Origin of the sequence: Providencia sp. Me31A (genome assembly GCF_050487165.1) — a bacterium.
GTDB lineage: Bacteria > Pseudomonadota > Gammaproteobacteria > Enterobacterales > Enterobacteriaceae > Providencia.
This window is the reverse complement of sequence record NZ_JBKQGZ010000007.1, coordinates 109,223-124,981: the sequence shown is the minus strand read 5'-3', so window position 1 is coordinate 124,981 and position 15,759 is coordinate 109,223. Positions and strand designations below refer to the sequence as shown.

Here is a 15,759-nt window from a genome sequence, read left to right as displayed (position 1 = left end):
AAAAATATAACTAAAAGGATTAAACAAAAAAAACCTTTCAGACTAAAATAAAATTATGACCGCAATAAAAAAACCTCCCAATATATATCAATAGGATATTAAAAATAAAATATTTACTGATAGCGTAAAGTAAGTTAATGAGGCAATAAAATTAATTTTAGAATCAATACATTTATATAATAAAAAATGCTCACAATTATCATTAAACTATAAAACGCCCGATTAAGTTCATCGCGCGTTTTATAACTGAAGAGCTGTTAATCTATATTAGAATTAATTTAAAGAATAACAAAATGGTATTCCTCTCTATCTCATAAGAAAGGATTAGTTTTACGTTCGAAGCCCAAATCCGACATAGGCCCATGACCAGGTATAAATTGGTAATTATCACCTAAGGGAAGCACTTTGTTTTTAATTGATGCAATTAAATCTTGATGGTTACCTCGAGGAAAATCACTACGTCCAACGCCCCCTTTAAATAGCACATCGCCCATTGATATCAATTTATCATTATGATTCACAAAAATGATATGACCTGGTGTATGACCGGGACAATGTAGGACATCGAATGTAATGCTACCACACATGATCTTATCCCCTTCTTCTAGCCAGCGATCTGGCGTAAAGTCAGGGCATTCACCAATATAAAACATCGCATTTTGTTCAGAGAGATTTTCAATCCAAAAAGCATCTTCTTTTTGCGGACCATAAATAGGTACGGAGAAATGTTTAGAAAGAATGGCGGATGCACCAATATGATCTGAATGACCATGAGTAAGCAAAATTTTAGTTAATTTCAAACCACGACTTTCGATGGCAGAAATTAATTTCTCTGCCTCTCCACCGGGATCAACCACAACGGCTTCTAATGTGTTTTCATCCCAAATAACCTGACAGTTTTGCATAAATGGTGTTACTGGGATAATAGTATATTTCATCGAACAATCACTCCATAATCTGTGTCACCTATGCACAGATTACCACGTTCTTGCCGGTCCTGTATCGATATGTATAAAATTGCTTCTAGGATAATAACCTACCCCCCCCGCTTTCATTTTCAATGCTGCTTTACGGATATTACTCAGTTGCGAGCCTTCAATATGAAAATCCATCGCCTGCCCCCGCGTGTGGTAGCTTTTTTTCGCCACGCCAGAGCTTTTACTGCGCAATTTATTATTAGTTTCTAAAGAACGATAACCAGAAATCAGTTGGACAGTTTTGTTTGTGTCCATCATCATTTGCAATAAATAGATTTGATCGAACAGTTTTGGGTCGATAGTTTTTACTTTGTCACAGCGATAATCACGGAAAAAATGATTTAAGCGTGCAAGTTCAGATTTATTATAACGACGGCCATCGAAGAACTCAGTTTTTAAAAACTCACCCGTATTAATGTTTTGAAAACGTAAAATACGAGGGCGTGGTGTCGTCATTGCTGCGAATACATGGCTTGGTAAAAAACTAAGGCCAACTGTCGCAGCACCAATTCCCAACCACTTTCTGCGGGATTGATCAATAATATCCATAGGTGATAGCTCAGACTCTAATAATTTCAAAATTAACTAGCAAGATTTTGGTAACCTATTGAGTTTAGCAAAATACGTTTCGCTTTAATGTATAATTATGTAAAGATACGCATACTTTAAGGAAATTTAATTGCAATTTTCGTCAAAAAGAGGGCTTTATCACTCGAATAGCTCGAAATATGTAAATTTTTCTAGTAGATCGACTTCCTTAATACATAGCTGGTGATTAAATGAATGGCTATCTACGATTAACAATGAGCAAACAACAAAATAGATTAGGAAAAAAACCTATCGAAAAAATAAGAGAGAAAATTCCCTCTTATTTTTAAATGATAAAATCAATTAATGTAAAATCGTTTTCAACATTGGCAAATATTTATCTGCATTATTAATCACATTATCATATTGATAGATATCAGCGCGGTATTGAGGTTTCTGGTCTTTATCAACCCAAGCTGTTTGATAATAAAGAAAAACAGGGATACGGTCAGGTATGTTCACATAACGAGTCGAACCTTCCTTAAGCGCCCCATCAATACGTTTTTGTTCCCAGCCTGCATCACCTAATAAAATCGTCGCGAGTTCACTTGCTTTATTCACGCGGACACAGCCTGAGCTTATTGCACGTGCATTGCGATTAAACAAACTATGGTTTGGCGTGTCATGTAAATAAATCGCATCGGAACTTGGCATATTAAACTTATAACGCCCTAATGAATTCGTTGGGCCCGGTGCCTGACGAATACGGTATGGGAAATTTGCAGGAGTAATATTTTCCCAATCAATAGAATATGGGTCAATTTCATATGAATCTGCCCCCCAACCTGAATAAACCGTATACCCTTTGCGGCTAAAATAGCTTGGATCTTGTTTACCTTTTGGCGCAATATCCTTACGTGCCATGCTAGTTGGCACGCTCCAAGGTGGGTTAATCACCACATTATTAAGCGCACTGCTCATGATTGGCGTTTTACGATCAGCACGCCCCACAATCACTTTAGAATCTAATATCACTTCATCATTTAAATAGAAGTCTAGTGTATAAGCAGGAATATTGACTAAAATCCCTGTACCGCCACTGGCTGGGATAATACGTAAGCGTTGAATATTCAGTGCCATTAACCCCGCCTTTTGTTTGGGTTGCATATTTAACCAAACACGAGTGCCTTTACCAATAACACCGTCTGCATCTAAACCATATTGCAGTTGGAACTTTTTCACTGCATCAACCAGTTCTTGGTTATACACTTTTGACGCTGTATTTTCTGAGCTCTCTATAGTTTTTGCGGGTTCTATGACAGATTCGCCCGATTGTTCAACCGCCTGCTCAGCAACTTGGGCCATAGTTTCAGGGGCTTCAACCTCTTCTGTCACTGTTTCACCGCCCAATAGCCCTTCGCGTTGCAGGATTTGGCGCAACACAATTACATCGTCACTCGATTGCCCCGGCTTTAGTGTTTTAGTCCCCACGATTTCTAAGTTATCTTCGGGCATTGCCAGTAACTTCAACATTTCTTTGCGCATTGGCAAATACATCGGATGATTAGGTACCTGCGATTTCACCCAATTGCTTGAGTTATTATCGGCAACTGCCTCTAACCAAGGTTTCATTTGAGCTGCGGTTGGCGCAATAATTTTGTATGGGCGATTCGTATATAACCAATATTGCCCACTTGATTCAACAGAAGAAAGATACTGTAAATAACCTAACATCGCATCAGACAAAATAACGTCACGAGCTAGCTCATTTAATTGGTTACTTTCAAGGATTTCTAACCACTGTGCAAATTGAGGTTGAACCCCTGCTAATGCTAATTCAGCCAATTGCTGTTGAAATTGGCTGATTGCAGTTTCATCTTGCCACAATAACTGCATTTGTCGCTCCGCATATAGCTTGGCTAATTGCGAAGCAAAAATAGGTTTCACATCTGCTGGGAGTGAACCGGTTATTTTCGCTAAACTCTCTGTTGGCGACATTGTCGTGATAGCTTGTACTTGCGCGACACGTTGCTGCGTATTTTCATCATTGGAAAATGCAGGGATGTGTAATACCATCAACCCACACATTACTGAGACTTGCAGAGCTCTCACTCTTCTCTTTGCCATACATCCACCTTAAGTTACTACATGGATAACAATAGTTTTTATTATATTTGCAGTTTTATTGTATTTAGTTTCAGCCACAATGTTATAGGAATAGACTAATTTTATCTTTTTTGCTTGTTATCTCATTGAAAGATAAATAGGACAACACACATGAGAAATAGAATTATTTTCATCATTAACATTTAAATGCTTATTAACGTGTTAAACATAGATGACTTTTAATTTAATGAAAAGTCTCTATCTCATTTTATTTAACCACACAATAACCCTAAAAAAATAATGGATTTAACATCAAAATAATGTATTTTTAAAAGCTAAATCCCATTCAAATTAATTAACTAATAATATTTTGATTCTTTATTGGTTTATTAATCAAATATAAAAAGCCGATAGTTATTTCTAACTATCGGCTTTGGATATATTCACGCTATTTATTACTGCAATGTGGGTTCTTGAACACTTGAGTTATCTTGACCAAAACCTTTTAGGCCAACCACATGAACATGCTCATGGCTGCCAATAACTTTACGAACGAGTTTATAGGTTGTCCCCTTCTCAGGACTGATATTCTCAGGTGCCGCAATAATTAGCTGCATTTCCAGCCTATCGCACAGTTCAAACAAGGTTGCAATTGACTTAGCATCTAATCGAGCAGCCTCATCTAAGAACAGTAAGCGGCAAGGTATGATGTCTTTTGCACGCAATCGGCGAGACTCTTCTTCCCAGCTTTGTACAACCATCACTAAGATTGACATCCCAGTACCAATCGCTTCACCTGTTGATAGTGCACCACTTTCCGCTTTCAACCAACCATCAGAACCGCGGTTAACCTCAACTTCTAACTCTAAATAGTTACGGTAATCAAGTAACTCTTCACCAATCGTTTGTGGCAAACGCTGCCCAACATCCACTTGAGGATTGAGGCGTTGGTACAATTTTGCCATCGCTTCTGAGAACGTCAGACGTTGACTAGTGAACAAGTCCTGATGCATTTCACTTTCTTCAGACAATACGCTAAGTAACAATGCATGGCTTTCTCGAATATTCACATTGAGGCGAACCCCTTTCACTTGACCAAACGCAACAGCTTGCAGCCCTTGATTTAACATACGAATGCGATTTTGCTCACGTTGGATCGTTTTGCGAATAATATTGGCCACACTTTTCGAACTGATAGCCAGTTTTTGCTCACGTGCCGTTAACTCTTCCGTTAACCGTGCAAGCTCGATTTCCATTTGCTCAATCGCATCGATTGGGTCATCAGTACGAATAATATCCTGACGAATACGCTCACGCAGATGCTGATATACCGCAATAAAGAATTGAATTTTACGTTCCGGATGTTTTGGATCTTCCGACAATCGGAGCACATCACGTAAATGTTCATTATCTGCGACAGCTAAACGTAATGCACCCAATGCCTTATCCGACATAGAGCGTAGGCTATCCCCATCGGTATAAGCCAGTTCACGACGATGTAAACGTCGTTCAACACCGTTATCTTTAACCAAACGCATCACGGCACACCAGCCCGCCTTCGCAGAAACAACTTGCTCACGCAGAATATAATAGTCTTTCTCTAATTTACGTAGACGCTTTTGTAAATTATCCATTTCAGCTTCGCACAACGTAAGCTGTTTTTCTAACTGATTAATGCGGCTACGATTTTCCATTACGCGCTGATGAAGTTCATCACGGCGAATACGCGCACGTTCTTGAGCATCAGGATCTGCTTTAACACCAATTTCCTGCATTTCAACTTCTAGCTCTTTCAACATTTCTTGTTTAGTTTCGAAAGAGCTGCGTAATGATGCTAAAACCTGATGGTACTGCGCACTTTGTGATTGGTGCTGACGTAATTGATCGCGAGCACGGGTACGTTCTGTTTCAGCTTGTTCCAAACGCTGACGTAGTTTTTCATTCAGATCAGCATTTTCATTCACCATCCCCGTTGAATCACTGTAACTAAAGTGGGCACGGCGTTGAACCACTTCAACAAGAGCAAAGGCTTGTTGTTTGGCATTTTGTTGAGTATGTTTTGCCAACTCATAATCTTTACGCAACTGGTCGTGTTGCTCAGGATCACTCAGTAGCACAGTCACAATTGGCTCTAATTTCGCTAATGCACTGCCATGTTTATTCAAGAAATAAGCGGCTTCTTCAGCTTCTGTTAGCTCTTCACTGATTTCTTCAACTCGATCAGCCAACGTTTCATCGAGTAATAATCCCATCTGTGGCAATAAACGATTCAGAGCTGCTAAACTTTCTTTACCTTGAGAAAACTGCTGACGCTGCTGCGATGTCTGATCCTCAAACTGCGCTAGATTCCGTTCGATTTCCGTACGTTTTTGGTTCAATGTACGGATTTCGGCTTCAGGATCATCCTCAAAGGCAACGGAAATATGTTGCCCAATAAATCGGCTGAATGCTTGATGGGAACGCTGAATTTTTTGCACATCGAATGATAATGTCGCATAACGTTCTGCTAGAACATCACGCTCAGCAGATAACGATTCCAAATGACTTTCACGTGCGGCGCGGCCAAATAATGGTAGCTCAGGGTAGCGCGAATAACGCCATTGGCGCTCAGAAGAGCGAATTAATACCGCATTTTCAAATTCTTGTGCATCAAAGACGCTATCATCAAAGGAAGAAGGGTCCCCTTCGATAAAATAAACATCATCAGGGCAATCTTGTAAACTTTCCAGTTGGCTACGAACTGCGGATAAGTCTTGCACCACTATCCCGTGACGTGCAGGGCCATATAATGCAGAGAAATAAGCAGCATCTTCAATCGTAATATCATCATAGATTTCAGAGAGTAATACACCATTGAAACGTTCTGCCAATGCGAGCATGCGACTATCTTCCGCCCCACTTGGTTGACTCAAACGTTCAATTTGCTTTTCAAGATCACGACGCTGTGTTGCGACTTCATCGCGCTCAACGGTAATTTCCCTTTCTTGTTCAAGTAATTGCTGCATAAATTCAGTAACAGCGGTACTTGAATCAAATGATTCACCAGATTGCTCATTCAGTTGGGTCAGGGCTTCTTGCGCTACTATCCATGCAGGCGCTTTAGAAGATAACTGCCCTATGCGTTGGCGAATTTGCTCTAATTCTTGGCGCATTTGCATGCGACGTTCACCGCTTTCGCTTACCCCAACGCTCAACTCTTCTTGTTGCGCTTCTAATTCAGCCATTAACGCATCGAGTTCATCCGGCTCATAGCTCTGACCGTGACGTTTACAAAACTCTGCCAACATACGCTCTGCATTCTGTTGACTATTGAGTCGTTGTTGTAATTCAGAAAGTTGCATACGCAATGGCTGCACTCGTTCAGCTAAATGCTGTTGCGAAGACCAATCGCGTAATAGTCCCCGAGCTTGTTGATAAGCATCACTGCGACTGACTTCACCTATCATATTTTTCACTAATTGATAGGCTTGTTCAAATTGGCTATGTGCCGCATCGGCAACACTCATTTTTTGCTCAAGAGCCAGTAATGCTTCTGTTGCTTTCTGCTCACGTGCTTCAAAAATATCTAACCATTCATCTGCATTATCAATTGATAATTCAGGTAATTGACACAAATCACGCGCACGCGTTAATGCATGCAACGCTTGCTGATACTGAATCGCACGGGTTTGTTGTACATCAAGTGCTTGCTGATAATCCGCTAGTTGGTTTTTTAGCTCATCAACTTCAACTTCAGCCGCTTCTGCGCGAGCTTCGTATTCTTCTTGTGTTTCCGTCGCCTCAGCTACAACTTCGCTTTGTTCTTCTAAGCGGTATGTCAATTCTTCAATATCAGCTTGATAGCGGTCGATTTTTTCTTGTTGACGCAACGCGGCTTGCACTAAATTTAAATGGTCGCTAGCCGCTTGGTAATCCGCTTCTAATTCTGTAGATGCGCCATTTTGTTCATTCAACTCACGCGCCATTTCTACGCTACGCACTTGTTCAACACGCAGTTGTTTACGGCTAGCTTGTAATTCATTACGTGCAGCTAATGCCGCGTCTAAATGAATACGTCTTTCATTCGAATGACGCATGTAATCCGCAGAAACATAATCTGTTGCTTGACTAATCAAATGTTTGAATAGATCCCGGTCTGACTGCGTCACGCGGATAGCTTCAAGGGTTAAACGGTTTTCACGAAGAGCCGCTTCCATATCTTGGAATGCTTTTCTGACACCGCTATTTTCTGGCAGTAAGTAATCACGTAATGAACGGGTAATCGCACTCGAAATACCACCATAAAGTGATGCTTCAATCAGCCGATAATATTTACTTCTGTCACTTGCAGAACGTAAACGTTTCGGCAACACTCCTAATTCAAATAACGTAGAGTGGTAATCCGTGATTGAATTAAATTGCTTAAATAAAATGCCTTCTTGTTGTTCAAGACGCTCTTTCAGCTCATTCAGCGGGATAACTTTTGCCTGCCGGCCATCAATAATTTCCGTTAATATTTCTGTGGGCACCATCGCCAACGGAAGGCCTTGCACCATAAATGGCTTAATATCGACTTTTTTATCACGACCTGCGACTTGCTGTAAGCGAACCCCAACCATGACACGCTGATGTTTAGAGTTTAAAACATCTAAAATGGCATAACAGACGCCTGGACGTAATTTACCATGCAAGCCTTTATCCCGAGAACCCGACGTTGCTCCAGCTTCTGTCGTGTTACGAAAATGAAGCAATGTCAAGTCAGGGATCATTGCGGTAATAAACGCCGCCATTGTCGTTGATTTACCCGCACCATTACCACCAGATAAAGTGGTTACTAATTCATCAAGGTCAAAAGTTCGGGCAAAAAAACCGTTCCAATTCACCAGCGTCAATGAGCGAAATTTTCCGCGTTCAATCATTATTCTTCATCCTCATCACTTCCTGCCGGCTCTTGGTTCTCTTCGACATCTTCATCATCACTGTCTTTTAGTGATAATTCCCCTTCTAGGGATATCGCTTCTCCATCGCGGATCATGCGTAATTGGGCATCCTGAGGATTATCACCACTGCGCACATCAGCACCAAAACGAAATACAGATTCGTTGATAATAAATTTACTCGGATCGTTTTGCAGAAAATGCACCATACCTAAACGGCGTAAACGGTTTAATGATGTTCTGAGTTTTTCTTGTAATTTTTGTTTATCAAGATCCGAGCCTGTAGAACGCTGATTAACAAATTTCAGCAACTTACTTTCATCTGCTAATGATAATAATTCTTCAAATAGCTCTTGAGAGGTAAAAATACCTTGATTACTTAAGCGTTCAGGGCTGAGGTAGAGATAGCACAGTATTTTTCCAACCATCATGTCCAACTCAGAAAGTACTGAGCGTGGGATCAACGTGGTCGAACGAGGGCGTAAATAGAAAAAACCTTCTGGCGCACGGATTAACTCCACATTATAACGCGCGTAAAATTGCTCTAATACTTCCTGAAAATCCATCAAAAATGCGTGGTTATCAAGGTCATCAATACTAATATGGCGACCCGAACGCAATTGGCTGTCTAGCTCTGGAAAAATAGGGTTAGCTAATGCTTGAGCCAGCTTAACTGGCATAAATTGTTCAATATTTGTCGATGACATGTGCCTGTACCTTGGCTCCGTGATCATTAATAGCTTGCCATTCTGCCGGTAATCCCGCCAAATCAGCCTCTGCAATGCCTAATTTTACAGCCTGATCGATAATAATACGCGCAACATCAAAATGGCGTTTTTGTGGATATTGCTGTAAATAACTCTGCAATACACGGCCAACATCTAATGGGCGCTGCTCCACTTTATAAACAGCCAGCTCAACTTCCATCAGTTCCGCAAGTTTGTCATTTAATTCGCTAAATTCTTCAAATTCCAGCTCTGGAGGTAATTCACCCGTAACCTCCTCATCATGTAGAGTCAGCTCTTCGTCTCGCATATCAAATAACCTATCTGCATTGGTATAGGTCAGCGCCCAAGGGCTGTCGAGATAATGTTGCACAGATTGGCGTAACCGCTGAGAAAATATTCTATTTTTATCCATATCAATCGCCGTACGGATAAATTTATGAACGTGACGATCGTAACCAATCCATAAATCAATAGACTGCTGCCCCCAACTAATAATACGGTCTAATTTATTTTGCAGGTCAAAAATCAGCCTATCAACCAAATCAGAAAAAATGGGAGCATTCATATTGGCTTCTTGAATGCGCAATAAATTGGCTTGAAGTTTATCACCCGCCGCTTCCAACGTATCTTGCAGCTCACGTAATGTGCCGGATGTCTCAGAAAGTAACTGCTCACAGTTCGCGATAGCTGCTTGCCAGTCTTGATTTAACAATGCAGCGATGTCTTCTTTTACCGAGTTCTGCTGCTCATCCATAATACGCTGAGATAAATCAATACTATCAAAGATTTCAGCAACTGAATATTTTAGTGGAGCAAATACATAGCGATGCCAATAAAACTCATCACCGCCCTCTTCAGCAGCTTCTGCTGCTCGCTGTAATTCCCCTGCAACAATCGAAAGTTGCATTGAAAGTCTTAACGTTGAAAACTCTCGTTGGCGAATATAGTAATCACTGATCCCCATTCCTAACGGCGTTAGACGGTAAATTGCATTACCTTCAACAAGGTCACTAGCAAAGCGGTTAAATATCTTCTGGCGAACCATGTCATTAATGGCATTATTTGCTCTCACGGCTAGAGACTCTGTTGTCTGCTCAAACCCTTTGCAAACCTCACGAAAGGCATCAACCAGCTCCCCTTCACTCATTTCGCCATTGACTCTTTCACTGTTAAGCACCGCAACCGCCAACAAAAATGCTAAGCGTTCCGCAGGAAGTGAAATCGCAAAATCATTTTTTCGAGCCCAAGACACAAGTTCAGGGACGGTCTGGGAAAAGTCACTCATAAATCGTCCTTTTGTATTTTTTTGCGTGCCATGACATGAATATAGCGCCCCATGCTAATGTAGGGTTCCTCACGACAATATTGTTGTTCTAATGCCAACAACGCAGGAAAATCTTTTTGTTGTAACTGTCTGCTTTGCAGATAATCATGGAAGACTCGGACACCACTTTTGCCTAATATTTCCATGTTACACTCACCTAACCATTCATCAACTTGTTGAGGTAAAAGTGGTTTTTGTGGTGATAATGAACGTTTACGGCGGCGTTGGATGTGTGGCGTTGCAAGGTGAAAATTTCCCAAGATTGCATTACGCATCACCAAACCATTTGCATTATAGAACATGACAGAAAATACGCCTTTTGGTCTGATTATATCTGCCAACTGTTCAATTGCATATTTTTGATCATTAATCCATTCAAGTACCGCATGAAATAAAACAAAATCAATGGGTTCATCAATGTGTTCTGCGATATCCTGTACTGCACAATGAACAAAACGCATGTTATCGCTAATTCCCTGTTCTTTAGCGAGTTCACTTGCACGTTCCAACATTTCCTCGGATAAATCGCAAAGTATCACTTGATGGCCCATAGCGGCTAGTTTGCGTGAAAAATGTCCTTCTCCGCCACCAGCGTCCAGTATTCTAAGGGTTTGCCCGTGAAACTGATTGTCTAATAATTGTATTAAATCTTGCCAAACCACCGCTTCGCGTATTTTTCCTTTTGTCGTTCCGTAGATATTTTTTGCAAATTTATCGACAATATCATCAAAGTTGCGGTCTGCCATGTGCTATCCGGTTGCCTATCATTCATCATTACTGCGTGTTTATGGGTAAATCAGTCTCGTCACGGCCCAAATTAGCCCGCTTTGATTTAGATCTTGATAAATGTCAGTCAAATCAGTCAACGGCTACTTGATGCTGCGCGTATCGCACAAAGTGTAGGCGATAGCTGAAATATGAATTATAACAGATAATAGTTATATTTTTGCATAGTACTTTATTTTGCGTAATGAATTTAATTTTAGCATCTTTAAAGATCAATTTTGTTATTTTACCGACAATTAACAACAATATCGTGCTTTTTTCAATCTCGATATTGTCATGGACATCTTTCGATCTCTCTTAAGAATAGGCCTAGTTATGTTATTTATTTTAAAAAAATATATTGGCTCACTTTTAATGCCACTGCCATTGTTACTCATTATTGGGTTTATCGGACTAATTTTACTCTGGTTTACTCGTTGGCAACGCTCAGGGAAAGTACTCACTAGCCTAAGTTTGCTGCTAATCGCTTTGCTTGGGTTACAACCAATCTCAGATAGCTTACTTTCTCCTATAGAAGGCAAATTTAATAAACGGTATGAACTGATCACTGAAGCGCCTCCGCAAGACGTCCAGTATATTGTTGTATTAGGTGGCGGCTTTACTTATAACCCAGATTGGAGCCCAAGCTCTAACTTGCTAAATAATAGCTTACCTAGGGTAACAGAAGGGGTACGTCTATACTTACTACATCCAGGAAGTAAGCTGATTTTTACTGGAGGTAAAGCTAGCAGCACAATCAGTAGTGCTGAGGTTGCGGCTAAAGTCGCACAATCTTTAGGTGTGCCTGCACAAGACACGATCCCATTGACTGAGCCGAAAGACACCCAAGAAGAAGCCTACGAGGTCGAAAAAATTATCGGTAAGTCACCGTTTTTACTAGTTACATCCGCCAACCACTTGCCCCGAGCAATCACCATGTTTACAGACAGAGGAATGAAGCCTTACCCAGCTCCCGCTAATCAGTTAGTCATTACAAGCAATATCAATCCATGGGAAAAATATATCCCTTCGGCATATTATTTTAGTCATAGTGAACGGGCATGGTATGAGTTTCTTGGTACGATTTGGTGGCATTTGAAGCCTAATAACACACAGGCTATTGAAGAACCACTCGCTACACCCGAAAGTATTGTTGCAGAGTAAAAATGAAAAAAGGTGTAATCCATTGAGATTACACCTCAGACTGCTGACAAAGTCCTCGCTTTTTATTGAGGACTTTGAACTAATATATATTAGTGCTTAACTTTTTAGGTACTTAGTAAATAATTCTGAGTATTCGAACTCTTTAGTTTGTTCTGGATTACCTGAGTTAGTCGGTTGCGCTACTTGATTACTTCCCCCAGGTTTGTCCCTTGTTAGACTCCACATTGAAACTAAATCAACACCATTTTTTTTCGAAAAATCAGATACAAGCTTGACATCTTGAAATTTAAATAAGCTTCTATCATCATTTAAACCAATCATTGGCGTTACTTGAATTAGACTAAACAACTCTTCATCCGTTAAACCTGTAAAAATAGTTGATAACTGTTTTTTCATACCATTAATTGTACTTATGACAGCTTCCCCCATATTAATATTTTGCCCTTGATAATAATCCATTGCCATTCCATTTACTTTCATTGTTAATCCAGCATCAAAAGATTTTTTAATTAGAAGCAATCCTGTAGACGATAATCCTGATGTTGTTGTTGGTAATGTTATACTGAGTTTTATTTGAGGATTGTTGCTTTTAATTACTTGCAGTGCAGCAAATATTTTATCCTCATTATACCGTCCATTTTCAAGGTCGAAGTCTAGGCAATTTGCCCCTAAAGAATTAATTACTTCCTGATAGGATTTAATTAACTCTTCTTTTGTTTGAACATAAGATATATCATTATTTGCAGCTCCTCCGAATGAAACTGCGAAATCAACTCCTCCAGCAATTAATTCGTCACATAATGGTTTTGCCCAATTAATAGGTGTTGCTGATTGAGCAGACCAAGCCGCTTTATTATTAATATCTGCTGTTAAAAAGCCAAGATATAACATATCCATTTTATATTTTATTGCCGCACTACTATATTTTGGATTTGGCCTAGAATCAGGCCACCAAAGAGCATCAACACTGACATCTAGATATGGGCCAAACTTTGTATTACTCATATTAATACCTCAAAATTTAAATTTACTTATAAGGATCTATGATTGAATAAATTCAATCGTTATATTTAGATATACGAGTAAACGATTGAGTGGGAGTATCATAGTGATATTAATATAATACCAATTACGACATCTTCACCTTCTGAATCCTTGGAGAGCATCGACTCCCCTGAATTGCTACCACTAACGCTTCCATTCTCTTCGCCTGCACATATACTAAAATCGGGTTAAAAATTAGTTAGGGGATAGCCCTTGGTACATTAATACTTGATGAATCAGGTAACATTTTTATGTTCTTTTTTTGTAACAATTCAGAGACATGATTATTATTGCTAACACCAAAATCAATAATAGTTATACTATTTTCTATATTAATAGATAATTAACTTGATAATTTATCCTATTTAACAATAGGAATACTATTTATAAGGTGCATGGTTTTAACCAGTGAAATATAGTCAATTGTATTTTTAATAGATTATCCATTTAGTAATTTAGAAAACCATTAACTATTTATGTTCTTAGTTATATAGCTAACGAAAAATGAATTACTGCTAAAATTAAAATAGTAGAAAAAATCCTCCTAAAATATAAAACCTTTATAAAGCTCTATTAATTGATGATATATAAAAGGTATTCCATCTATAATTTTATTTCTTTGATATTGCACCTCTATACACCTACCACGTTCATAAAAATGTCTTAGCGACACAATATTTGAAGAAATAGTAAAGATATTGTTTGCCAGATTTGGTGTAGCTTGATACTTAACCAGACGAAATTAATTTAATTATATTTAATTATTTTTTCTCGTAAGTTGATTATTTTTAGCCAGGTATCATTATCATAATTTCTTTTTATGCCATAAAAAGATGGAGCTTGTATGGTAAGGTCACCTAGTGGTGTATCATTCTTATACATTAAGCTCATAAAATGATTAGCTTCTTTAGCAAGCTGCTTTCCTTCATCGTCATTGCAATTTTTTAATTTATTTGCAAGAACGGGAAATAAGGGGATTTCTAACGTTTTGTCATATTCTTTCAAACGATGATTTTCATAGAAATTCCATGCTTCAAAGATCAACCTATTTTTTTCGATATTCAGCATCCATCCGGTTCCTGATTTTTTTACTCCATTTTCACTTCGTGTAAGGCTTGGGATTTCAACTAAACTTCCAAAAGGACGTTGAATAAATTCAATTACACCTAATCCGTTATGGATATGCCCATTTAGTAACACTATTTGAGGGTAGTCTGCGAATATTTGTTTAATCTCAGCATCTTGTTTGCCAAAGCCACCGAATAAGCCAGCTCTCCAATGAGAGCTATTTAAAGGTTGATGAGTAACAATAAAAATAGGTTTCTCTGGCTCAGCTTTTTTTGCAAGTTCTATTTTTAGCCAATCGATAGATTCTTGCTTTAACTCCATCATATCCTTAAGCCCTAAATCAGTATTCAAACATAGAAAATGATAGTTATTGATAGATGATGCTACACACATAGTATTACTGGTTGTACTAACACCAAAACTTTTTAAATAATCTTGATATAAATTGACTAAATCTGGATCTAAAGAACCATCGTGGCTAGCCCCTGTTCGTACATCGTGATTACCAAGCATTAATATTAGATTTTTGTGGTATTCAGTTGGCACTGTATTTTGAAATGCTTGAAATGATGCTTGACGACGACCATGACTATTTGCAATATCACCACTCATAACTAATCCAATAGCTCCGTTTTTGAAAATATTCACAATACTTTTTAATAGAATATTGTGAGTCTTATTACTATCATTGTGTATATCGCTGATTAATCCGATTTTCATATATAAATAATCCTTGCTATCAAATTTTAAAGTATACTGATGATATTGTATTTGTTATTACCATGACAACTAAAAAAAACTGATTATTTCTGATAACATTTTTTATTTCGTATTAATATGATATTTTATAAAAACAAATTTTCACTAATAAAAAAAACAAAAATGCTTCAGTGTAATTACCAATAAATATTACAGCAGGTATAAGGTATTCAGTTTTTTTGATGAGGTATTAAATAGCTAATTCATGCATGATATCTAACATAATTGTAAAGCTGAATATAACTTTCAAATTTATCAATAACAGACCAATGATTTATAAACGACAAATGGTTGAGTCTTCTTTACTTCACATAAAACCCCTAAGAACCTTTTCATTACCCTTATGGAAGGCCAGAATTGAGTGAGAATAAAGCTAACCT

General features: G+C 38.6%; 10 protein-coding genes. 1 reads left to right on the top strand and 9 read right to left on the bottom strand.

Features of this window, described 5'->3' with window-relative positions; translation table 11 throughout:
- Positions 1 to 311 precede the first annotated feature (311 nt).
- The 7 genes from ACLPIE_RS07480 to cmoM form a co-directional block, all read right to left on the bottom strand.
- The gene (locus tag ACLPIE_RS07480) at positions 312 to 938 is read right to left on the bottom strand and encodes an MBL fold metallo-hydrolase (protein ID WP_430260895.1); all 627 of its coding nucleotides are present in this window, start codon (positions 936 to 938) and stop codon (positions 312 to 314) included.
- 39 nt (positions 939 to 977) lie between these two features.
- A complete protein-coding gene (locus ACLPIE_RS07475) occupies positions 978 to 1,526 on the bottom strand; it encodes a DUF882 domain-containing protein (protein ID WP_430260894.1) in 549 nt (182 codons plus the stop codon).
- Positions 1,527 to 1,868: 342 nt separating this feature from the next.
- Positions 1,869 to 3,632: a L,D-transpeptidase gene (gene ldtD / locus ACLPIE_RS07470; RefSeq protein ID WP_430260893.1), complete on the bottom strand. Its 1,764-nt coding sequence runs from the start codon at positions 3,630 to 3,632 to the stop codon at positions 1,869 to 1,871.
- Positions 3,633 to 4,066: 434 nt separating this feature from the next.
- A complete protein-coding gene (gene mukB / locus ACLPIE_RS07465; protein ID WP_430260892.1) occupies positions 4,067 to 8,509 on the bottom strand; it encodes a chromosome partition protein MukB in 4,443 nt (1,480 codons plus the stop codon).
- A complete protein-coding gene (mukE, locus tag ACLPIE_RS07460; RefSeq protein ID WP_430260891.1) occupies positions 8,509 to 9,234 on the bottom strand; it encodes a chromosome partition protein MukE in 726 nt (241 codons plus the stop codon). Before mukE ends, mukB begins: the two co-directional genes overlap by 1 nt.
- Positions 9,215 to 10,540, bottom strand: a complete 1,326-nt coding sequence (mukF, locus tag ACLPIE_RS07455) for a chromosome partition protein MukF (protein WP_430260890.1) — start codon at positions 10,538 to 10,540, stop codon at positions 9,215 to 9,217. The genes mukE and mukF overlap by 20 nt, the downstream gene beginning before the upstream one ends.
- Positions 10,537 to 11,325 (bottom strand): tRNA uridine 5-oxyacetic acid(34) methyltransferase CmoM, encoded by a 789-nt coding sequence (cmoM, locus tag ACLPIE_RS07450; RefSeq protein WP_430260889.1) that lies wholly within the window; start codon positions 11,323 to 11,325, stop codon positions 10,537 to 10,539. The genes mukF and cmoM overlap by 4 nt, the downstream gene beginning before the upstream one ends.
- A 355-nt stretch (positions 11,326 to 11,680) precedes the next feature.
- On the opposite strand from cmoM, the gene elyC reads away from it, so the two are divergent.
- Positions 11,681 to 12,508: an envelope biogenesis factor ElyC gene (gene elyC / locus ACLPIE_RS07445; RefSeq protein ID WP_430260888.1), complete on the top strand. Its 828-nt coding sequence runs from the start codon at positions 11,681 to 11,683 to the stop codon at positions 12,506 to 12,508.
- A 96-nt stretch (positions 12,509 to 12,604) separates the two neighbouring features.
- On the opposite strand, the gene ACLPIE_RS07440 is transcribed toward elyC, so the two are convergent.
- Both ACLPIE_RS07440 and ACLPIE_RS07435 read right to left on the bottom strand, forming a co-directional pair.
- Positions 12,605 to 13,513, bottom strand: coding sequence for a glycoside hydrolase family 18 protein (locus ACLPIE_RS07440; protein ID WP_430260887.1), 909 nt, complete (start codon positions 13,511 to 13,513; stop codon positions 12,605 to 12,607).
- Positions 13,514 to 14,299: 786 nt separating this feature from the next.
- Positions 14,300 to 15,340, bottom strand: a complete 1,041-nt coding sequence (locus ACLPIE_RS07435) for a metallophosphoesterase family protein (RefSeq protein ID WP_430260886.1) — start codon at positions 15,338 to 15,340, stop codon at positions 14,300 to 14,302.
- Positions 15,341 to 15,759: the final 419 nt, after the last annotated feature.

What these genes read in the sequence shown, in the direction of transcription:
- mukB (WP_430260892.1), bottom strand. Translation starts at nt 8,509, where the DNA reads ATGATTGAACGCGGAAAATTTCGCTCATTGACGCTGGTGAATTGGAAC.
- mukF (WP_430260890.1), bottom strand. Translation starts at nt 10,540, where the DNA reads ATGAGTGACTTTTCCCAGACCGTCCCTGAACTTGTGTCTTGGGCTCGA.
- ACLPIE_RS07480 (WP_430260895.1), bottom strand. Translation starts at nt 938, where the DNA reads ATGAAATATACTATTATCCCAGTAACACCATTTATGCAAAACTGTCAG.
- ACLPIE_RS07475 (WP_430260894.1), bottom strand. Translation starts at nt 1,526, where the DNA reads ATGGATATTATTGATCAATCCCGCAGAAAGTGGTTGGGAATTGGTGCT.
- ldtD (WP_430260893.1), bottom strand. Translation starts at nt 3,632, where the DNA reads ATGGCAAAGAGAAGAGTGAGAGCTCTGCAAGTCTCAGTAATGTGTGGG.
- elyC (WP_430260888.1), top strand. Translation starts at nt 11,681, where the DNA reads ATGTTATTTATTTTAAAAAAATATATTGGCTCACTTTTAATGCCACTG.
- ACLPIE_RS07435 (WP_430260886.1), bottom strand. Translation starts at nt 15,340, where the DNA reads ATGAAAATCGGATTAATCAGCGATATACACAATGATAGTAATAAGACT.
- cmoM (WP_430260889.1), bottom strand. Translation starts at nt 11,325, where the DNA reads ATGGCAGACCGCAACTTTGATGATATTGTCGATAAATTTGCAAAAAAT.
- mukE (WP_430260891.1), bottom strand. Translation starts at nt 9,234, where the DNA reads ATGTCATCGACAAATATTGAACAATTTATGCCAGTTAAGCTGGCTCAA.
- ACLPIE_RS07440 (WP_430260887.1), bottom strand. Translation starts at nt 13,513, where the DNA reads ATGAGTAATACAAAGTTTGGCCCATATCTAGATGTCAGTGTTGATGCT.